The sequence below is a fragment of the Erythrobacter sp. JB2-19 genome (assembly GCF_057365005.1).
In genome coordinates this window covers 1,080,833-1,101,784 of record NZ_CP200290.1, presented here as the reverse complement: position 1 = coordinate 1,101,784, position 20,952 = coordinate 1,080,833, and the positions used below count along the sequence as shown (strand labels likewise).

Here is a 20,952-nt window from a genome sequence, read left to right as displayed (position 1 = left end):
AACCTCTAGGACTGTCGAACACTATTCGCAATCACGGCGGGATAGGTTTCATAGAGGCAGGCAGAATGACGAATGACACGCGCGATCTTTTGATCCTTGGCGGCGGGCTGGTCGGTATGACCCTGGCGCTCACCGCTGCGCGCAAGGGCTTTTCCAGCCATGTTGTCGACCGCGCCAATCCCGATGATCTGCTGAAGGAAGGCTTTGACGACCGCGCCACCGCGATCTCTACCGCGAGCTGGCAATTGTTCCGCAATATCGGCCTGGCGGAGACGCTAGAGCCGTTAGCCTGCCCGATTGCGAGCATTGCCGTCACCGACCAAATGAAGCCGGGACGGATCGATTTTCAGCCCGAACCGCATGAGGGCTCGCTCGGACGGATGCTGCCCAATCTCAGCCTGCGCCGGGCGATGTTTCAGGCGGCGGCGAAAGAACCGCTGATCAATTGGGTGTCCGAGGCAGAGATCAGCGAGCGCCAGCGCAGCGAGTTTGGCGTCGCCGTGGAGTTGAGCGATGGGACGAAACTCAAAGCCAGCCTGATGGTGGCCGCTGAGGGCCGCAGCTCACCCACGCGAACACAGGCTGGGCTGGTGGTCGCCAATTGGGAATACAGTCACCGCGCGATTATTGCCGGGCTGACACATGAAAAACCGCATGGCAATGTCGCGTGGGAGATATTCTATCCTGCTGGCCCATTCGCGCTGCTGCCAATGCTGGATGACGAGCAGGGACGTTACCGGTCCTCGCTGGTGTGGACCGTCAGCGAAGGTGACGCCGCAGGTTTTTTGAAATTGTCCGACCGCGCGTTTCTGGCCGAGTTGGAAAAGCGTATGGGCGGCATGTTTGGCGCGGTCACCAGCACGGGCGCACGCTCATCATGGCCGCTCGGTTTTCACCACACCGCCAAAATTACCGGCGAGCGCTTGGCATTGGTCGGTGATGCAGCGCACGGTATTCACCCGATTGCGGGACAGGGGCTTAACCTCGGCCTGCGCGATGCCGCGACACTTGTTGAGGTGCTTGAAGAAGGGCGCCGGATCGGCCTTGACCCCGGCGATCATCAAAGCCTGATGCGCTATGAGAACTGGCGCGGGCTTGATGCCTTTATGGTCGCCACTGCCACCGATGGGCTGACGCGATTGTTCGGCGTGCCGGGCAAGGCGGCCTCTGCCGTGCGGCGATTGGGCATGGCCGGGGTGCAGCGCAGCGGCGCTTTGAAGCACTGGTTTATGGAAGAGGCACGCGGCGTCTCCGGCGAATTGCCCGAGCTGCTGCGCGCTTAATCTTCGCTGGTCGCCTCAACCGGGCTCAATTGCTCCACCGCATTGCCGGCGCCATCACGCAAACGGCGCGGTTCAAGCACGGCGGCGGTTTCAATCGTGTCTAGCGCGTCCATTGCATTGCTGAAACGGGTGGCATCCGCGATCCAGTTTTCTGCGCTGGCTGCACCGGGCAGGTTTTGCACCTCAGCAATCGCCGCTTCCACCCGGCCGCTTTCCAGGAACAGACGGGCCCGGTCCAAACGGCGCTCTGGCTGGGGCGAAGGTGTGTCTTCGCGGCGGATCACGAACAGTTCGCCAAACTCGCGGCGAATGTCCGCCCAAGAAGACACCTCATCAGGCTCGGCCAGATCAGGGCCAAGGCCCTCTAGGCGCGCAAGCAATTGATCGAGCGTGATCGGGCGGCGCGAGAACGAGATGATGGTGCGCACCGCATTGGGCCAATTGTCGCCAAAACGCAGGCGCAATTGATCCGCAAGAAAGCCAAGCTCTGCACCGCGTTCAATCGCGCGGCGGGTCGCAAAGGCGATCAGCAGGCCCTCGGCCCGCGCAGCATTGCCAGCCGCCGCCTGTGCTTGCAGGTCCAGCCGGGAGAGCCGCTGCTCCGCTGCTGCCAAGCGTTGGTCGAGACCACCTTGCTGCTCAGCCAGACCTTCGACAGCCTCAACCTGCTCTTCGATTGCTTCGCTTGCCTCAGAGGTTGGCGTGGGCAACGTGGGCAGTTCTAGCCCCGGCGTTTCTTCCGGGCTGGCGATCGCGACTGGCTCGTCTGTCGCTTCAACCGCAGCGCTTTCATTATTGGCATTGTACCAAACGATGTAGCCGATCAGCGCTCCTCCAGCGATGAAGGAGAACAGGGCGGCCAGCATTATTCCTTTGGATGAGCCGCTTTTGCGGCGACTGCCGAATTTCGATTCCATTGTAGTCCGTTCTGCGATCCGTTGCGCGCGGCCCATTTGGGGGCGAGCCACCGCTATATTTGCGCCGCTATTGCCACATGTCCTGCGCCATGGCCAGCAATTCGGCGTCGCTAGGGTGCGGTGCAGCGCGCGTCTCGGCCCATCCGGAGCCTGCGGCAGCGAGAATTCGTGGGCCAAGCGCAGCGAGGGAAATGTGCGACCTATCGAGACCTAAGCGGTCGCATTCCTTGGCAAAATGCCGTGCTGAGGATGCCGAATAGAGCAGCATAATGGCAGGATCAGACAACTGCTTTGCCTGCTCATTGGTCATTGCAATTTCATGCATCCGATAGACCACTTTTTCGGTGATTGTGACGCCTTCGGGCAGGTTCAGAGTGATCCGCTCTTCACCGCCGAGCCGCAGATAATGGATCGGAGCGACTGAAAGAGTGTCCAGCACATGTTGCAAACCGCCCTCGCCAGAGCGCGCCACTTTGAAACCCGCATCGCGTGCAGTTTCCGCGGTTGCCTGCCCTACCGCATGAACCGGCAAATGTGTAAGTTCGCTGAGCTTGGCCCCGCCATGACGAAAGGCATTGGCGCTGCCGACGAGAAGCGCCTGCACCTGAATGGCATCCGGCATATCCCATGCGACCGGCTCAGCTACAGAAAGCGCGAATCCCTGGATAGGTAGGCCCAATTCCTCACCCAGCCCAAGCGTTGATGACAAACCCGGCTGTGGCCTAACCGCAATGATCGTCTGTGCTCTCATGGGCGGCTCATCCAGCCTAGCCAGCGCCATCAAAATGCGGACGTGTCCCCGGCCCAGCGCGCGACAGCAGGTCCGCCGCCAGCGCCTTTGCCGCAGCACTATCACCAATAGCAAAGCGCGCTTCGCCCTCTACTCGCTCTGCCCCATCCGGACTGAACAGGGCCGCGCGCATCGTGATGCTGTCTCCATCAACCTCGCACAGGACCGCAACCGGGCTGTGGCAGGTTCCGCCGAGCGCCTTCAGCAGCGCGCGCTCCGCCAGAACTTCAGCGCGGGTCTGAGCATGATCAATCGCGGCGACAGCCTTTAAAGCGGTCTCATTGCCAGCGGCGCATTCAATCCCAATTGCACCTTGAGAGGCCGCCGGGATCCATTCGTCTACCTCCAGCGGAATGCCAACACCCGTCTCGCCTAAACGCTCCAATCCGGCCGCTGCGAGGAAGGTCACGTCTGCCTCGCCTGCTTGCAGCTTGGCCAACCGTGTCGCGACATTCCCACGAAACATCACCACTTCGAGATCGGGGCGTTGATTGAGCAATTGCGACGCGCGGCGCGGCGCACTGGTGCCAACTTTTGATCCGGGAGGGATCGCGGCAATATTGCTCGCCCCGATCAACACATCGCGCCGGTCCGCGCGCGGTAAAAACGCTGCTATTACAAAATTATCAGGCCGGATGGTCTCAACATCTTTAAGCGAGTGCACCGCAGCATCAATCTGTCCCTCGGCCAGCCATTGATCCAGTTCCTTGGTCCACAGTGCCTTGCCGCCAATATCAGCGAGGGGGCGATCCTGTATCTTGTCACCGCTGGCGCGCACCGGCACCAGCTCCACCTGGTCCTCGCTCCAACCATGCGCCTCGCACAGCCGCCGCCGCGCCTCATAGGCCTGCGCCATTGCAAGCGGAGATTCGCGCGTTCCAAGCCGCATGTGAATGGGGTTTGCGGCACTCGCCGCTGTGCTGTGATCGTCAGGCTGGCTCATAGGCATGCTTGCTCTAACCACCTAAGCGACTAAGGAAAAGCGGCATGAGTGAATTGCCGTCAATCATAACAGACAACCCCACGGTGCTTGGGATCGAGTCCAGCTGTGATGAGACGGCGGTTGCAATCGTGCGCGGCGACCGAACAATCATTGCTGAGCGGATCGCCAGCCAAGAGGCAGAGCATGCGCCCTATGGCGGGGTCGTGCCTGAAATTGCAGCCCGCGCCCATGCAGAGCGCCTCGCCCCTATGCTGGAGGCGGTGATGGCGGATGCGGATATGACGCTGGAGGATGTCGATGCGATTGCCGCCACCGCTGGCCCCGGTCTGATCGGCGGGGTGATGGTCGGCCTGGTCAGTGCAAAGGCGCTGGCCATGGCATCAGGCAAGCCGTTGATCGCGGTCAATCATCTGGAGGGGCACGCGTTGTCACCGCGCCTCGCCGATCCTGAGCTCAGCTTTCCTTATCTGCTGCTGCTCGTATCGGGCGGGCATTGCCAAATCCTGTTGGTGGAAGGCGTCGGCGAGTATCGCCGCCTCGCAACCACGATTGATGATGCCTTGGGTGAGGCGTTCGACAAGACCGCGAAGATCCTAGGTCTCGGCTATCCCGGCGGGCCGAAAGTGGAGAAGCTCGCGCTCACCGGCGATGCCTCGGCTGTTTCCCTGCCCCGCCCGCTCAAGGGATCAAAGGAACCACATTTCTCCTTCGCTGGCCTCAAGAGCGCGGTCTTGCGGGCCTATGACAGCGGTAAGCACCGGTCCGAAGACATCGCCGCGAGTTTTCAGCAGGCAGCGATCGACTGCCTGATTGACCGGTTAAGCCACGCTCTCAAAGGCCTGGAAACACCCCCTGCCCTGGTGGTTGCCGGCGGCGTTGCCGCCAACACCGCGATCCGATCCGCGCTTGAAGCCTTCGCTAGCAAACATCACATGCGCTTTGCCGCGCCGCCCTTGGCGCTGTGTACAGATAACGCCGCGATGATCGCTTGGGCCGGGTGTGAACGCATGCCGCTGGAGCAATCTGATCCGCTCGATTTCAAGGCGCGTCCGCGCTGGCCGCTCGATCCGGAAGCGGAAAAGGCCCGCGGCGCAGGAGTGAAAGCATAATGACGGCTCTTTCCACGGTTGGCGTGATTGGCGCAGGCGCTTGGGGAACAGCTCTGGCGCAAATGCTCAGCACTGATGGGCGCGATGTGCTTCTGTGGGCTTATGAGGCGGACTTGGTCGATGCGATCAATTCGGAGCATCGCAATGCGCTGTACCTGCCATCGGCTTCGCTTTCGCCCAGCATTCACGCAACCAATGACCTTGACGATCTGGCAGAGCTGGACACGGTACTGGCGGTGACCCCGGCGCAAAACCTTGGCGCGGTCCTGTCGCAATTACCAAAGGCGCCGCGTGATCTGGTGCTGTGTTCTAAAGGCATTGATGCGGGCACGGGTCAGCTAATGAATGAGGTTGCCAAAGCCGCCTGTCCGGCGAGCGACATCGCCGTCCTATCCGGCCCGACATTTGCGCATGAGGTTGCAGCTGGCCTGCCCACGGCTGTCACGCTCGCTTGTGGCGGCGGCAATGCGCAGTGGGAGCGCCTCTCACCAGAAATCGCTCGGCCTTCCTTCCGCCCCTATTACACCCATGATGTGACCGGCGCAGAGATCGGCGGCGCAATCAAGAATGTCCTGGCGATTGCCTGCGGCGTGGTGGACGGCCTGGCGCTGGGCCAGAATGCGCGCGCCGCCCTGATCGCGCGGGGCTATGCCGAAATGCTGCGGTTTGGCGAGGCGCTGGGCGCAGAAGCTGAAACGCTCGCGGGTCTTTGCGGACTCGGCGATCTGGTGCTCACATGTTCCTCCACCTCCAGCCGCAATTTCTCGCTCGGCAAGGCCCTTGGCGAAGGCGGGTCCGCCGCTGATCTGATGGCGGATCGCCGCACCGTTGCAGAAGGGGCGCACACCGCGCCGGTTCTCAAGCGTTTGGCCAAGGAACGCGGCATCACCATGCCCATCGTTATCGCGGTCAACGCAATCCTCGCCGGGGAAAGCCCGCGCGCCGCAGTCGCCAACTTGCTCGCTCGTCCGCTAAAGGCGGAGCAAGAACGCGAGAACAGGAACCATCAGGCTTGAGCCTACCCCCAGTCTCATCTCCGCCGCCAGCCAGCGGAGCAGCCAGCACACCCGGCGATGACAACGCCGATATGCAGGCGTTGGCCAAAGGCGGCCGAACCAATTTCTTTGGCTTCATCCTGAGGCTGGTTGCCCGGCTTCCTTTTCTATTTATCGCTGGGCGGCTTTACGGAATTGACGCGGTTGGACGGTTCGCCTCCGCGCTTGTCCTGATCGAAATCCTCGGGCTTGTCTGTTCTCTCGGCGAAAAACGCGGGCTGGCTCAGCGCCTGACCGAAGGCACAGATGGCGAAGGCCCAGAGGCCGAGCGAGCCAAGGTCAACCTCGTGTTCGACGGGATGCTCATCGCGCTGATCTTGTCCGCATTCGCTGGCCTGTTCCTGTGGCTGTTCCCGGTCGTGATGTTCCCGAACGGAATGAACAGCGAATATGATATCTGGTTGATCGCGGCGATCCCGGCCTTCGCACTCACGGAAATTCTGCTGGCCGCGCAGGCATACAAGTACGACATCGCCACCACTGTGCGCGCCCGCGCCGTTGTGGAGCCGTGGACTATATCGATCATGGCAGGTGTGTTCTTCTACCTACCGCTCTACAGCGGCATCACCGAATTTCGCGAAGCCGGCCTCGCGCTTGCATTTATCTGCTCGATTTATGCCGCATTGTTGACCGCCGCATGGTCATTCCTGCGCAGCTACGGATTGCCCAGCGGCTGGCGCCCTCGCCCACGCTACATGTGGAAAGTGACCGCCCGCGCTCTGCCGCTGATGGGCGCAGATGCGATCGAATGGGGCACGCGCAGGGTCGATATCTTCATCCTCGGCTTCTTTGCCTCGCCCGCTGCCGTCGCGGTCTATTACATGGCTCAGCAGATCGCGAGCCTGCCGCAGAAGCTCAAAACCAGCTTTGAGCCGGTGCTTGGCCCAGTCATTACCAAAAATCTAAAGAGCAAGAACTACGCCGCTATCGCTGCGCAGGTACGCCAGGTTGGCTTCTGGATCATCGCCGCTCAGGCTGCCATTGCCCTCGCGCTAGGTGTACCGGGCGAAGGCGTTATGGGCCTGATCGGGCCGCAATATGTTGGCGGCACTGGCGCGCTGGCCTTCCTGCTCGCCGCAGAGGTGGCCGCGGCTATGGCGGTCGTTTCCGAAAGCGTGCTGGTCTATATTGCGCGCAAACGGAACCTGCTGATCTCAGTTTGCACAATCGCGTTGCAGGCCGCGCTCACCATCGGGATCATTAAGGGGGTTGAGCACCTCGGGTTTTCCGAGCCGTTCAAAGCCGCTGGTGCAGCGCTCGCTTTGCTGATCGCGTTGGGCTGCGCGAGCCTGGTCAAAGCGCTGCTGCTCAAGAAATTACTGAAGGCCCCGGTCAGCAATTGGCGCTGGGCCTTGGTCTGGGCCGCTGCGCCCGCCGTGGTGGTCGGCACAGCGGCAACATGGCTGCCGGAATGGGCCGAGCTGTTGTTCGGTATTCCGGCGATCCTGCTTACGTTCGGTTGGGTCATCTGGCGGCGCGGATTTGGTGAGGAAGATCGCCTGTTGTTCCGCAAGAATGTTGGCGGATAAAGAGCCTTCAAACCCTGCCTGTTTGACCGCACCTTCTGCACGTTCAGTCACGATTAACGCCCAAAAGCAGAGCTTTGTGCTTCGTGGGTTATTGTGGGGAGTCGTGAAAATGCGGAATTCAAACCTAACGTTCAAACTGGCGGGTGCAGGTATGCTCAGCCTGATGATAGCGGGCTGTGCAGCCAATCAAGGCAATGTCGCCAAAACAGGCCAGCCAGACGACAATGTCGCTGTTGCAGCGCCACCACCACCTCCTCCTCCGCCGCCACCAGCACCCGTCGCCGAACAGACGGTAGTCGTCACGGGATCACGAGTTTCAGAAGCGGATTTCGCATCGGTGTCTCGTCGCTCGGCGCCCGGGATTATCGGCGTTCCGCCTGTGCGGGTGCCAACCGATCCTGGCCGTGAGAAATATGACGGAGAAGAAGTCTCACCGGTCAAACTGACCAGCGCAGAGCCAGTCTCTACCTTTAGCGTCGACGTAGACACCGGCGCCTATGCCAATGCTCGCCGCTTCCTCACGCAAGGGCAGATGCCGCCGCGCGCCGCCGTGCGCACTGAGGAAATGATCAATTATTTCCGCTATGATTACGCAAAGCCGGCAGACCGCTCTCAGCCATTTAGTGTGAACACAGACATTGCCCGCACGCCGTGGAACGAAGACACCTATCTGATGCGAATTGGCCTGCGCGGTTACGATTTGCCGCGCGAAGATCGCCCACCCGCCAATCTCGTATTTCTGATGGATGTGTCGGGATCGATGGGCAGACCGGACAAATTGCCGCTAGTCAAAACCGCACTGGCAGGCCTCGCCGGTGAGCTTTCCCCGCAAGACCGCGTATCCATCGTCGTCTACGCAGGTGCTGCGGGCATGGTGCTCGAACCCACCAATGACACGAAGAAGATCCGCCGCGCCTTGAACGAGCTGTCCGCGGGCGGCTCGACCGCCGGGGGCGCAGGGCTGGAGCTCGCCTATAACATTGCCGAGGACAGCTTCATCAAAGGCGGCGTCAACCGCGTAATCCTAGCCACTGACGGCGATTTCAACGTTGGCGTATCGAGCCAGGATGCCTTGATTGAGCTGATCGAGGAAAAACGCGACAGCGGTATCACGCTCACCACGTTAGGCTTTGGCCAGGGCAATTATAACGAAGCGATGATGGAGCAGGTCGCCAATCACGGGAATGGCAATTACGCCTATATCGACAGCGCGCTGGAGGCGAAAAAGGTATTGGGTGAAGAGATGAGTTCCACCCTTTTCACGATTGCAAAGGACGTGAAAATTCAGGTCGAATTTAACCCGGCGGTCGTCAGCCAATATCGCCTGGTCGGATATGAAAACCGCGCCCTTCGCGAGGAAGATTTCAACAATGACGCAGTCGATGCTGGCGACATTGGCGCAGGCCACCAGGTGACCGCAATTTACGAGATCGTGCCCGCAGGAAGCGGAGGCTGGATCGCGCCGCGCCGCTATGACGACAAGCCTTCGCAAACCGCTCTAAGCCGCGAAGCTGAAGTGGCTCAAGTAAAGCTGCGCTATAAACTACCCGACGGGAAAAAATCGCGTCTGATCGAGCGTTTGGTACAGCGCAGCGAGTTGTTGCAAGCGAAACAGCCATCCGGCGACTTCGCCTTTGCCAGCGCCGTTGCCGCCTACGGTCAATTGCTGCGCGGCGACACTCTCATGAAAGGCTTCGGCCACGGCGATATCGAGACGCTTGCTGGCTCCCAGGACGATTATTGGCGGCAGGAGTTCATCCGCCTAAACGCGCTTGCAGGCAGCATGAAAGGCGGCTGACGGCCACAGCACCCTCAAAACTTATGATGTCTGCTTGGAATGCGCTGCGTGTCGCTGCTATGGCGTGCGGGCAAACTGACAAATCATGGGATTGAGAGATGACACCTGAGTTCTTTGAGGCCAATTGGCCCTACATTCTGATTGTCGCCATTGTGGTCTTGCTATTGGCGTTCTTCTGGCTGTCGGCGAACCGTAAGGCATCGGTTGTCGACAAAGACACAAAAGATGTTCTGGATGACGGCGCTGCGCCCGCTGCGCGCAATCAAGCATTGATCGATGCGCCCAATGCCGCCGCCAAAGAGACAGGCGTGGAACTGCCCGAGGCGGAACAAACGCCCAAGCCTGCGGCTGCACCGGCACCTGCGGCCTCTTCACCTGCCCCCACTCCTACACCAACACCACCTGCGCCCACTCCTGCAGCGGCAGCGGCGGATGATTTGACCCAGATCAAAGGCCTCGGACCAAAGCTCGCTGGCCTGCTGAACACTCTCGGGGTGACGACATTTGCCGAGATCGCCAGCTGGGACGAGGCCGATATCGACCGCGTTGATGAGAAGCTCGATCGCTTCAAAGGACGCATTCGCCGTGACAGCTGGGTCGAACAGGCCAAGCTGCTAGCTGCGGGCGATGAAGCGGGCTTTTCCGGAAAGTTCGGCCAAAACGGTTGAAATAAATAGGAAACATTTGCCCAATCTGTGTTACATAGGAATATGCAACGCTGGAGAAGGCAATGACGCAGGCACGGATTTTGGTCGCTGAAGACGAGCGAATCGTCGGCTTTGACCTTTGCGAAACGGTGCAAGAAGCCGGGTTCGAAGTTGCCGGTCCGCACACCGATATTTCTTCGGCCATGCTTTCATTTCAGAAAGACAAGCCTGACCTTGCGATCTTGGATGTGCAATTGGACGATGGCATGGTCTATCCACTCGCGCAGAAATTGCGCGACGAAGACGTGCCGATCATCTTCCACTCTGGCCAGTTCACTCGCGACGAAGTGAAAGAACGGTTTCCTGAGGCAACGACCCTGCTGAAACCTTGCCCGCCCAATGAAATATTGCGGGCGGTGGTCAAGGTCCTCGAAGACCAATAATTGCGCATGCGCTAAAGCGGCGCTTCCCACGCGCCTTCGCATCGCTTATCCCTGTTCGTCACAAAAGACGGAGAGTGATACGTGAGCCAAGACCTGTTTCCGGTACCAGATGATTGGGCGACAAACGCAAAATTCAACGCAGCCAAATATCAATCTCACTACGCCCGTTCGATCAGCGATCCTGACGGTTTCTGGCGCGAAGAAGCGCAGCGGATCGATTGGATCGCACCATTCGAAACAGTCAAAGACGTAAGCTATCACAAAGACGATTTCCGCATTGGCTGGTTCCTCGGCGGGAAGCTCAATATTTGTGTCAACGCGCTCGACCGGCATTTGGCAGAGCGCGGCGACACTGCGGCAATCATTTGGGAGGCTGATGATCCCAGCACGCCGGGGCGCACCCTCACTTACCGAGAGCTGCACCGAGAAGTCTGCCGCTTTGCCAATGCCCTGAAATCCAACGGGGTCAAAAAAGGCGACCGGGTCACCATCTATCTACCCATGGTGCCAGAGGCCGCAATTGCGATGCTCGCCTGTGCGCGCATCGGCGCGGTGCATTCGGTAGTGTTTGCGGGCTTCTCTCCAGATGCGCTCGCGGGCCGCATTTCGGATTGCCAATCCGATATCGTTCTGACCGCTGATGAAGGCCTGCGCGGCGGCAAGAAAGTCCCACTCAAAGCGAATGTCGATGCGGCTCTTGAAAAGGTCGATGTCAGCCGGGTCATCATGCTTAAGCACACTGGCGGCGATGTCGGCTTTAGCGGGGGTCGCGACATCTGGTGGCATGAGGCCATCAGTGCGGCGAGCGATCAGTGCGAGCCAGAGGTCATGGATGCGGAAGATCCGCTATTCATTCTCTACACTTCAGGCTCCACGGGAAAGCCGAAAGGCGTGCTACACACCACTGGCGGCTATGCCGTTTGGACCAGCATGACGCATGAATATGTGTTCGATTACACGCCAGGCAGCATCTATTGGTGCGCCGCCGATGTTGGCTGGGTCACCGGGCATTCCTATGTCGTTTACGGACCGCTGATGAATGGCGCGACGCAAGTCATGTTCGAAGGCGTGCCGAACTACCCTGACCACTCGCGGTTCTGGAACGTCATCGACAAACACAAGGTTGAGATTTTCTACGCCGCGCCCACTGCTCTGCGCGCGCTGATGCGCGAAGGCGATGAGTTTGTGACGAAGACGGATCGCTCCTCGCTCCGCCTGCTAGGCAGCGTTGGAGAGCCAATCAATCCAGAGGCCTGGGACTGGTATCACCGCGTCGTCGGCGAACGCCGCTGTCCAATCGTCGACACCTGGTGGCAGACAGAAACGGCGGGCGCGATGATCACTCCCCTGCCCGGCGCAACTGCACTAAAACCCGGCAGCGCGAGCACGCCAATGTTTGGAGTACAACCCGCTCTAGTCGATGCAGAAAAGGGCAATATTCTGGAAGGGGCGACCTCTGGCGCGCTCGTGATCACCGACAGTTGGCCAGGCCAAATGCGCACCGTTTACGGCGATCATCAGCGTTTCTTTGACACCTATTTCAGCCAATATCCCGGCTATTATTTCACCGGCGATGGCTGCCGCCGCGATGAAGATGGTTATTACTGGATCACGGGCAGGATCGACGATGTGATCAATGTCTCTGGCCACCGCATGGGCACCGCCGAGGTGGAGAGCGCGCTGGTCGAGCATCCACTGGTCGCAGAAGCCGCTGTGGTTGGCATGCCGCACGACGTAAAGGGGCAAGGTATCTACGCCTATGTCACGACCAATGCAGGCACCGACGATAGCGAAGATTTGCGCCGCGAACTGGTGCAATGGGTGCGCAAGGAAATCGGCCCGATTGCGACGCCAGATGTACTGCAATTTGCCCCTGGCCTGCCTAAGACACGCAGCGGTAAGATCATGCGGCGGATTCTGCGCAAGATTGCTGAGAATGATATGGGCAGCCTGGGCGACACCTCGACATTGGCGGACCCTAGCGTCGTCGATGATCTGGTCGCGAACAGGCCGCCTGCATAGTGGTGCGAGGGGCGCAAAGCTGTCCTACAGCGGGGATCGTGCCTAGTGTGCCAAGGGACGCCAAAACAGCATGGAACATGCTCATTTTCCAAAAGTCACACATTGCAACAGCGGACCGCCTCCAAGCCTCTGATAAACAGGTGATAATTTCAAAAGTCACACATTTGAAAAAGGCGTATGTGTTCCAAAGCCGAAAACGGCCAAAGCAAAACTTGCAGGACACGACGAAGCCTGCAAAAGACCCTCTCAACTGGTTTCAGGAGTAACTAATGGCCGGAATGGCGCCCTTCAATTGGGAAGACCCCTTCGATCTCGAAACGCAGCTGACCGAAGACGAGCGGATGATCCGCGACAGCGCCCATGCCTTCGCGCAGAGTGAGCTGCAGCCGCGCGTGATTGAGGCTTATCGCAATGAGACCGCCGCGCCAGAGCTGTTCCCGCTGATGGGTCAGGCTGGGTTGCTCGGCGCGACCATCCCAGAGGAATATGGCGGCGTTGGCGCAAGCTATGTCGCATATGGCCTGATCGCGCGCGAGATTGAACGAGTGGACAGCGGCTATCGCTCTATGGCGAGCGTCCAATCGAGCCTAGTGATGCACCCGATTTACGCATACGGATCAGAGGAGCAGCGGCGCAAGTACCTGCCCGGCCTGTCCTCTGGTGAGCTGATCGGCTGCTTTGGTCTGACAGAGCCAGACGCCGGATCCGACCCGGCGGGAATGAAGACCGTCGCGAAGAAGGACGGAGATGGCTACGTCATCAATGGCTCCAAAACCTGGATCTCGAACTCGCCCTTTGCCGACGTGTTCGTCGTTTGGGCCAAGAGCGAAGAGCATGGCGGCGGCATTCGTGGTTTTGTGCTTGAAAAGGGAATGAAGGGGCTGTCCGCACCCAAGATCGAAGGCAAGATCAGCCTGCGCGCATCGACCACCGGTATGATCGTGATGGACGATGTGAAGCTGCCCGCCGACGCTCTGCTGCCCGATGTGCAGGGTCTTAAGGGACCGTTCGGCTGCCTCAACCGCGCGCGTTACGGCATCAGTTGGGGCGCGATGGGTGCAGCGGAGTTCTGCATGCATGCCGCGCGTCAGTACGGCCTTGATCGCAAGCAGTTTGGGAAGCCTTTGGCGGCAACGCAGCTGTTCCAGAAGAAGCTGGCTGATATGATGACCGATATCGCAATGGGCCTGCAATCGAGCCTGCGCGTCGGCCGACTGATAGATGAGGGGCGGTTCGCGCCAGATATGATCAGCATCGTCAAACGCAACAATGTCGGCAAGGCTTTGGACATCTCGCGCCAGTCGCGCGACATGCACGGCGGCAATGGCATCTCAGAAGAATACCAGGTGATCCGCCACGCTGTGAACCTAGAGACGGTCAACACCTACGAGGGCACGCATGATGTCCATGCGCTGATCCTGGGCCGCGCGATCACCGGCATTGCGGCGTTCTAGTCATGATGGCTGCACCACCCACACCCTCCACCCTTCCACCCGGAGCCTGCCGGGATATCATCCGGGTGGAAGGGTGGAGGGTGTGGGTGGCTCGATTCGCCGAGGACAAAACACCGTGAAGTTGCATGGCTACTTCCGCAGCTCAACCAGCTACCGCCTGCGCATTGCGCTGGAGTTGAAAGGTCTCGGCTACGAGAATGTGCCGGTGAACTTGCTCGCTTCTGAGCAAAAGGGTGAGGCATTCACCAGCCGCAATCCGTTCGGCTCTGTGCCCATGCTGGAGGCTGATGGCCGCGACCGCGCGCAGAGCATGGCTCTGCTAGAATGGCTGGACGAGGCCTATCCAGACAAACCGCTGATGCCGCGCGATATTGAGGCACGCTACACCGTGCGTGAACTGACCTATGCCATCGCGACAGAACTGCACGCGCCGCTCAACCTACCGGTCTTGAAGTACCTCAAGCACGAGTACAGCCAATCGCAAGAAGCCATCGACACGTGGTATCGCCACTGGCTGGCGCGCACACTGGAACCGGTCGAGGCGCGATTGGCTCAGCTTGATACAGGCGACTTCCTGCTCGATGCGCCGGGCCTGTTTGAGACAGTGCTGCTACCGCAAGTCTACAACGCGCGGCGCTTCAAATACGACGTTGATGCACATGGGCACATCGCACGGATTGAGGCGGCGTGCCTTGCCTTGCCCGCATTCCAACGCGCCCACCCAGACAATCAACCCGACAACCCGGAGAACTCCGCATGAAATTAGCAACGCTCAATGATGGCACCCGCGATGGTAAATTGGTCGTTGTGTCGAAGGATCTCACGCGCTGCTGTGCGGCGGGGTACATCGCACCGACTATGCAGGCTGCACTTGATGATTGGGAACGGATTGCCCCGCAATTGGAAGTGCTCGCCACCGATGTCGAGCATCAAGCCGTTCCATGCGAACGCTTTCACGAGCGTGAGGCGCATTCGCCTCTGCCGCGCGCTTACCAATGGGCCGATGGCAGTGCCTACATCAATCACGTTGAGCTGGTGCGCAAAGCGCGCGGTGCCGAGGTTCCAGAAAGCTTCTACTCCGATCCTCTAATGTACCAGGGCGGCTCTGACAGCTTCCTGCCGCCGCGCGCCAACATCCCGCTCGGCGATCCGGCATGGGGCTGCGATATGGAGGGCGAGGTCGCCGTGGTGACCGACGATGTGCCAATGGGCGTGTCGGCGGAGGAGGCCGCCGACCATATCAAGCTGATCATGCTAGTAAACGACGTGTCCCTACGCGGGCTGATTCCAGGTGAGCTCGCCAAGGGCTTTGGCTTCTTCCAGTCCAAACCTTCCAGTGCATTCTCACCGGTTGCGGTGACACCGGATGAACTCGGCGATGCATGGGCGGATAGCCTCGTGCATCTGCCGCTGATGGTCGACTACAATGGCGAGGCATTTGGCCGAGCGGAAGCAGGCAGAGATGCGACGTTCAACCTCGCGCAATTGGTCGCCCATGCGGCCAAGACCCGCAGTCTGTGTGCCGGCTCTATCGTTGGCTCCGGCACCGTCAGCAACAAGGGCGCAGATGGCGGCCCAGGCAAGCCGGTTGCTGAAGGTGGGCTTGGCTACAGCTGCATCGCGGAAATCCGCATGATCGAAACGATTGCAAATGGCGAGGCGACAACGCGCTTCATGCAAGAGGGCGACAGCGTGAAGATCGAAATGCGCGATAAGGACAACCATTCGATCTTTGGCGCGATCGAGCAGAAGGTCGTGGCGGTCTAAAGCCACTTTCCTACTTAAGAGCGCGGCGATAACACCGCCGTTGCTCATTCAAATCGTCAAACCTCGATCGGAGTGAAAGCCGTTGCCTCATCGCCGGTGTTGGCTGTGCCATCGGCGTCCATGACCAGCAGTTTGACCTCGCCCTGCCTCGCGCAGGGGCGATGTTCAATACCGCGCGGAACGACAATCATCTCGCCAGCTGACAGGTGCTCAGTGCGCTCGCGAAACTCCATATCGAGCGCACCCTCGATCACGAGAAACAGCTCATCTGTATCGTCGTGCTTGTGCCAGTGGAACTCACCATCAACCTTTGCGAGGCGGACCTCATTGCCATTGTAGTGCGTAGCAAGACGCGGCGCCCATGTCTCTTCGAACAGCGCAAACTTGTCGGCCAGATTCACCTTGCTCGGGGTTTCACTCCCCATCAATACAGCACCACACTGCGGATGCTCTCGCCAGAGTGCATCAGGTCAAAGCCTTTGTTGATCTCCTCCAGCGTCAACGTGTGAGTGATCATCGGATCGATCGCAATTTTGCCCTGCATGTACCAGTCGACGATCTTCGGAACATCGGTCCGGCCCTTCGCACCGCCAAAGGCGGAACCGCGCCAATTGCGCCCCGTCACCAGTTGAAACGGGCGCGTGGTAATCTCTTTCCCCGCTTCCGCCACACCGATGACGATGCTGGTGCCCCAGCCCTTATGACAGCATTCCAATGCCTGCCGCATGACATCCGTATTGCCGGTACAATCAAACGAATAGTCTGCGCCGCCGTCCAGCATTTCCACCAAATGGCTCACCACATCAGATGTCTCTTTGGGGTTTACGAAATCGGTCATGCCGAACTTCTCGCCCCATTCACGTTTAGCGGGGTTCAAGTCCACGCCGACAATCCGGTCTGCGCCGGCCATCTTTGCACCTTGGATCACGTTTAGGCCGATGCCGCCAAGACCGAACACGACGACATTATCGCCCGGCTTCACCTGCGCCGTATTGGTGACTGCGCCCACGCCTGTCGTCACGCCGCAACCGATATAACACGCGTTTTCAAACGGTGCATCGGTACGAATTTTGGCGACCGCGATTTCCGGCAGAACGGTGAAGTTAGAGAAGGTCGAGCATCCCATATAGTGGTAAATCGCCTCGCCTTTATAGCTGAAGCGCGAGGTGCCATCGGGCATCAAGCCTTTGCCCTGCGTCTCGCGGATCGCACTGCACAGATTGGTCTTGCCAGACAGGCACATTTTGCACTGCCGACATTCCGGCGTGTAGAGCGGAATGACATGATCGCCGGGTACAACCGATGTCACGCCCGCGCCAACCTCTCGCACAATGCCAGCGCCTTCATGGCCTAAAATGCTCGGGAACAGGCCTTCGCTATCCAACCCGTCCAGAGTGTAGGCATCGGTGTGGCAAATCCCGGTCGCCATAATCTCGACCAGGACTTCACCTGCCTTTGGGCCCTCCAGATCTAGCTCTACAATCTCAAGCGGTTGCTTGGGCTGGAATGCAACGGCGGCTCTGGTTTTCATGGTGCGTCTCTCTCGGTCAAATCGAGAAGGACGCAACACCAGCACGGTCGCCGCGTCAAGCGCTCAGATCAATCAGCGCGCTTGCGGTCGATCACAGTCACAAAATCGTGGTTGACGTCGCGATGCTCCGCCTCATCAGCGCGAACGGCGATAATCACATCGCGCAGCCGCGCATCTTCTGGCAATTGCCAATAGTCGATGGCGATTTGCGGAGCCGGCACATTGTCATGCCGCCCTGCATCAACTTCAGCCAGATATTGGGTGTAGCTAATGACCGCTTCCTCTTCGAAATAGCCGACCACGCGGTGCGCAGTGCGCGGCGCAAACAGGTAAAGCCAGAAGTAGAAATTGTAGAAGATCAACTGCGTCACCATGATCAGCATGCGCTCAAACCGATTGGGAGCAGCGATCTTGATAAAGGTCATCAGATGCATCCGCTCGTTCTCTGCTTCCTCGAGCAAAGTGCGGATCCAACCCTCATCATCGCGGATATAACGTAGCGCCTTTAGGTGCTGCCACAGGCCGCCCACCATTCCAGGCACAGCGGCGACAGTCTCCAGCACCACCGCTCGGTGGCCATATCGTTTTGCAAAGAACCTATCGGCGAAGAACCGCAGCATTTTGACAAATGTAAAGGCAATCTTGTCGCTGGTCGTTACCGGCGCGATATGACTATCCAACTCTGCGTCCAAGTTCACGTCGCGAACCTGTGGTGCGGTGTTGAAATGTTTCATTTGCCACCTCCTTAGAACCGCTTAGCGTCTGGGGAGTTGAAACCCCTCCGCGCGCCGCGACCATATTCAGACATGTTTCGTGTATCCAACGCCTAAATGGCCGTTCTGATCCAGAATAAACATAGGATTCACGGCAGCATATGTTCAGTTTTTTGCAAGTCCTCACAGCCTCCGGCAAAGGTCAAACCTTGACGGCCAGAACCGGTCGGCTAGCCTGGATTAGAAGCCGAGACTGTCCGCCACCGCTTGGTTCACAATCTTGCCCTGATGCACATTCAAACCGGGCGCGAGGTGCGGGTCTTCTTCACAAGCAGCAACGCCTTTGTTCGCCAGCGCCAATCCAAATGGCAGGGTCGCATTGTTGAGCGCATAGCTCGACGTGAGCGGCACCGCGCCGGGCATATTGGCAACGCAGTAGTGAATGATCCCATCGACCTCATAGGTCGGGGCCTCATGCGTGGTCGGCTTTGACATTTCGAACGCGCCGCCTTGGTCAATCGCAACATCCACCAGAACCGCGCGGTTCTTCATCAAGCCCAGCATTTCGCGCGTGACCAGATGCGGGGCGCTGGCGCCGGGGATCAGGACCGCGCCAACCACGACGTCCGCATCGGTGATCGCTTGCTCGATCGTTGAAGAGGTGGAGTAGCGCGTTGTCGCACGCCCTTGGAACATATCATCAAGCTGGCGGATCCGCGGCAGCGAGCGATCAAAAATCTCGACATTCGCGCCCATGCCCACGGCCATCCGCGCTGCCTGCGTTCCGACGACACCACCACCTAGCACAACCACTTTGGCAGGCAGCACGCCGGGTACGCCGCCCATCAAAGTGCCGCGTCCACCATTGTTCGCGCGCAGAGCCATGCCCGCAGCTTCAATCGAAAGGCGACCTGCGACCTCGCTCATCGGAGCAAGCAAGGGGAGACCGCCATGGCGATCCGTCACCGTCTCATAGGCGACTGCTGATACGCCCGCATCCATCAGGCCGCGTGCTTGATCGGGATCAGGCGCTAAATGGAGATATGTGAAGAGGATCTGGCCCTCACGCAGTTGCACCCACTCGCCTGGCTGAGGCTCTTTGACCTTCACAATCATGTCAGCTTTCGCGAACACCTCTGAGGCATCAGCAGCGATCTGCGCGCCGGCCGCGCGGTAAACATCGTCATCCTTACTAATGCCTAGGCCCGCTCCGGTCTCGACAAGCACCTGATGGCCCGCAGCGATATATTCACGCGCGGCCTCTGGGGTCAGACCAACACGATATTCATGGGTTTTGATTTCTTTAGGGACGCCAACAAGCATGCCGAACTCCTGGGGGAATATGGGTACATTGGGTTCGACTCGGCCTTAGGCGACGCGTAACAAAGTTACAATTGAAACAAACATGCTTGCTTTCCTTGACTGGGTTTGGTGAGACTGCTCGCACATCACCGCGTAATGATCGGCACGCGCATATTAGCCTGGAGAATTGCCATGACAGCCTATACTCAAATCCAAATGCTGATCGGCGGAGAATGGGTGACAGATGGCGGCGATGGTACGATGCCGATCACCAACCCAGCGACCGAAGAAAAGATTGCTGACTGTCCCAAAGTTTCGATCGAACAACTCAATGCTGCAGTTGCCGCTGCGCAAGAGGCGTTTCCCAAGTGGGCTGCGACCCCTGGAGCGGAGAGGCACAAGATCCTTCGCCGCGCTGGCGAATTTCTCCGCGAGCGCGCGCCTGAGATCGCACGGGTGATGACGCTGGAGGTTGGCAAACCACTCGCTCAATCGTCTGCGGAAATCACTGGTGCGGCCGAAATTATCGACTTCATGGGAGAAGAGGCAAAGCGACAAGGTGGCCGTCTAGTTCCTGTAAGAGGAAGCAACCTTCTACAGCAGCGTGTTACACATGAGCCGATCGGCCCAGCTGCACTCTTCACGCCTTGGAATTTCCCGATCAACTTACCAGCCAAGAAATTGGCCGGTGCGCTGGCTGCTGGTTGTTCGTGCATCCTGAAACCAGCAGAGACTACGCCAGCCTGCGCTCAAATGTTGGTTGAGTGTTTTGTCGATGCAGGAGTGCCTGCAGGTGCGATTAACCTAGTATATGGTGATCCGGCCAAGATTTCAGAACATCTCCTCACCGCCGAACCGATACGCAAAATCAGCTTTACCGGTTCGACAGCTATCGGAAAACAATTAGGAGCATTGGCCGCTAAAGGTCTGAAACGCTTTACGGCTGAACTCGGCGGGCATGCACCCGTAATCATCGGCAAAAGCGCAGACTTTGATCGCACTGTGGCAGCCTGCGCAGCAACAAAATTCCGCAATGCGGGGCAAGTTTGCGTCTCGCCAACACGCTTTCTTGTGGCACGTGACATCTACGAAAATTTTGTAAGCGAGTTTGCGGCCCGTGCAGGCAGTCTTAAAGTCGGTAATGCCAGCGCAGATGACAGCGTTGAAATGGGTCCGCTCGCCCACGCAGGACGCGTTGCGGCTATGCAGGATTTGATGGGGGCGCTTGGCGGAACAAAGGGGGAGATCATAACCGGCGGCAAAGCGATGGATGGCCCCGGGCATTTTTTCAGTCCTACGGTGGTTGCTAGCCCATCAATCGATAGCCGGTTGATGACGGAGGAACCCTTCGGTCCTGTCGCTGGGATTGTGCCATATGACGACATAGAAGAGGCGGTGAAGATTGCGAACTCACTACGCTATGGTCTCGCAGCTTACGCTTTCACCGCTGATCTGGATGAGAGCCATTATTTAGGCAACGCGTTGCGGGCTGGAATGGTAGCAATCAACCATTTCGCCGTTGGATCTCCCGAAACACCTTTCGGTGGCATCGGTGACAGTGGATTTGGATCAGAAAGCGGCGAAGAAGGCTATCTCGGATACACCGAGACGAAGCTAGTCACCGTGGCCAAATCCGGGTGAGGGAAGCT

At 59.0% G+C, this 20,952-nt stretch carries 19 protein-coding genes; 12 read left to right on the top strand and 7 right to left on the bottom strand.

Going from position 1 to position 20,952, the window contains the following annotated elements; genetic code table 11:
• Nucleotides 1–65 precede the first annotated feature (65 nt).
• Nucleotides 66–1,283 (top strand): FAD-dependent monooxygenase, encoded by a 1,218-nt coding sequence (locus AC0V6O_RS05275; protein ID WP_486142157.1) that lies wholly within the window; start codon nt 66–68, stop codon nt 1,281–1,283.
• On the opposite strand, the gene AC0V6O_RS05270 is transcribed toward AC0V6O_RS05275, so the two are convergent.
• The 3 genes from AC0V6O_RS05270 to hemC form a co-directional block, all read right to left on the bottom strand.
• Nucleotides 1,280–2,200 carry a hypothetical protein gene (locus AC0V6O_RS05270; protein ID WP_472638300.1) on the bottom strand — a complete coding sequence of 307 codons (921 nt, stop codon included), beginning with the start codon at nt 2,198–2,200 and terminating at the stop codon, nt 1,280–1,282. The two genes, AC0V6O_RS05275 and AC0V6O_RS05270, sit on opposite strands and share 4 nt — an antisense overlap.
• 67 nt (nt 2,201–2,267) lie before the next feature.
• Nucleotides 2,268–2,951 carry a uroporphyrinogen-III synthase gene (locus tag AC0V6O_RS05265; protein WP_486142155.1) on the bottom strand — a complete coding sequence of 228 codons (684 nt, stop codon included), beginning with the start codon at nt 2,949–2,951 and terminating at the stop codon, nt 2,268–2,270.
• 16 nt (nt 2,952–2,967) lie between these two features.
• Nucleotides 2,968–3,879, bottom strand: a complete 912-nt coding sequence (hemC, locus tag AC0V6O_RS05260; RefSeq protein WP_486145517.1) for a hydroxymethylbilane synthase — start codon at nt 3,877–3,879, stop codon at nt 2,968–2,970.
• A gap of 98 nt (nt 3,880–3,977) precedes the next feature.
• Between hemC and tsaD the strand changes: the two genes are divergently transcribed.
• The 10 genes from tsaD to AC0V6O_RS05210 all read left to right on the top strand — a co-directional run bounded on the left by tsaD (nt 3,978) and on the right by AC0V6O_RS05210 (nt 15,757).
• The gene (tsaD, locus tag AC0V6O_RS05255) at nt 3,978–5,042 is read left to right on the top strand and encodes a tRNA (adenosine(37)-N6)-threonylcarbamoyltransferase complex transferase subunit TsaD (protein WP_472638298.1); all 1,065 of its coding nucleotides are present in this window, start codon (nt 3,978–3,980) and stop codon (nt 5,040–5,042) included.
• Nucleotides 5,042–6,058 carry an NAD(P)H-dependent glycerol-3-phosphate dehydrogenase gene (locus tag AC0V6O_RS05250; RefSeq protein ID WP_486142153.1) on the top strand — a complete coding sequence of 339 codons (1,017 nt, stop codon included), beginning with the start codon at nt 5,042–5,044 and terminating at the stop codon, nt 6,056–6,058. Before tsaD ends, AC0V6O_RS05250 begins: the two co-directional genes overlap by 1 nt.
• 71 nt (nt 6,059–6,129) lie before the next feature.
• Nucleotides 6,130–7,626 (top strand): lipopolysaccharide biosynthesis protein, encoded by a 1,497-nt coding sequence (locus AC0V6O_RS05245; RefSeq protein WP_486145515.1) that lies wholly within the window; start codon nt 6,130–6,132, stop codon nt 7,624–7,626.
• A 109-nt stretch (nt 7,627–7,735) separates the two neighbouring features.
• Nucleotides 7,736–9,424: a vWA domain-containing protein gene (locus AC0V6O_RS05240; protein ID WP_486142151.1), complete on the top strand. Its 1,689-nt coding sequence runs from the start codon at nt 7,736–7,738 to the stop codon at nt 9,422–9,424.
• A 98-nt stretch (nt 9,425–9,522) separates the two neighbouring features.
• The gene (locus AC0V6O_RS05235) at nt 9,523–10,092 is read left to right on the top strand and encodes a hypothetical protein (RefSeq protein ID WP_486142149.1); all 570 of its coding nucleotides are present in this window, start codon (nt 9,523–9,525) and stop codon (nt 10,090–10,092) included.
• A 62-nt stretch (nt 10,093–10,154) separates the two neighbouring features.
• On the top strand, nt 10,155–10,514 hold the full coding sequence (locus AC0V6O_RS05230; protein ID WP_486142147.1) for a response regulator: 360 nt from the start codon (nt 10,155–10,157) through the stop codon (nt 10,512–10,514).
• Between the two features lie 81 nt (nt 10,515–10,595).
• A complete protein-coding gene (gene acs, locus AC0V6O_RS05225) occupies nt 10,596–12,536 on the top strand; it encodes an acetate--CoA ligase (protein WP_486142145.1) in 1,941 nt (646 codons plus the stop codon).
• A 278-nt stretch (nt 12,537–12,814) separates the two neighbouring features.
• Entirely contained in the window at nt 12,815–13,990 is a 1,176-nt protein-coding gene (locus AC0V6O_RS05220; protein WP_486145513.1) for an acyl-CoA dehydrogenase, read from the top strand.
• Nucleotides 13,991–14,105: 115 nt separating this feature from the next.
• Complete coding sequence (maiA, locus tag AC0V6O_RS05215) at nt 14,106–14,750, top strand: maleylacetoacetate isomerase (RefSeq protein ID WP_486142143.1); 645 nt, start codon at nt 14,106–14,108, stop codon at nt 14,748–14,750.
• Nucleotides 14,747–15,757, top strand: coding sequence for a fumarylacetoacetate hydrolase family protein (locus AC0V6O_RS05210; RefSeq protein ID WP_486142141.1), 1,011 nt, complete (start codon nt 14,747–14,749; stop codon nt 15,755–15,757). Before maiA ends, AC0V6O_RS05210 begins: the two co-directional genes overlap by 4 nt.
• 56 nt (nt 15,758–15,813) lie before the next feature.
• On the opposite strand, the gene AC0V6O_RS05205 is transcribed toward AC0V6O_RS05210, so the two are convergent.
• From AC0V6O_RS05205 to ald, 4 genes are all read right to left on the bottom strand, one after another.
• The gene (locus tag AC0V6O_RS05205) at nt 15,814–16,182 is read right to left on the bottom strand and encodes a cupin domain-containing protein (protein ID WP_486142138.1); all 369 of its coding nucleotides are present in this window, start codon (nt 16,180–16,182) and stop codon (nt 15,814–15,816) included.
• Nucleotides 16,182–17,288 (bottom strand): S-(hydroxymethyl)glutathione dehydrogenase/class III alcohol dehydrogenase, encoded by a 1,107-nt coding sequence (locus AC0V6O_RS05200; protein WP_486142136.1) that lies wholly within the window; start codon nt 17,286–17,288, stop codon nt 16,182–16,184. The genes AC0V6O_RS05205 and AC0V6O_RS05200 overlap by 1 nt, the downstream gene beginning before the upstream one ends.
• Nucleotides 17,289–17,356: 68 nt before the next feature.
• The gene (locus AC0V6O_RS05195; protein ID WP_486142134.1) at nt 17,357–18,022 is read right to left on the bottom strand and encodes an alternative oxidase; all 666 of its coding nucleotides are present in this window, start codon (nt 18,020–18,022) and stop codon (nt 17,357–17,359) included.
• A 219-nt stretch (nt 18,023–18,241) separates the two neighbouring features.
• Nucleotides 18,242–19,324, bottom strand: a complete 1,083-nt coding sequence (ald, locus tag AC0V6O_RS05190) for an alanine dehydrogenase (RefSeq protein WP_486142132.1) — start codon at nt 19,322–19,324, stop codon at nt 18,242–18,244.
• Nucleotides 19,325–19,495: 171 nt separating this feature from the next.
• Between ald and AC0V6O_RS05185 the strand changes: the two genes are divergently transcribed.
• Nucleotides 19,496–20,944, top strand: a complete 1,449-nt coding sequence (locus AC0V6O_RS05185) for an NAD-dependent succinate-semialdehyde dehydrogenase (protein WP_486142130.1) — start codon at nt 19,496–19,498, stop codon at nt 20,942–20,944.
• The last annotated feature ends 8 nt before the right edge of the window (nt 20,945–20,952 follow it).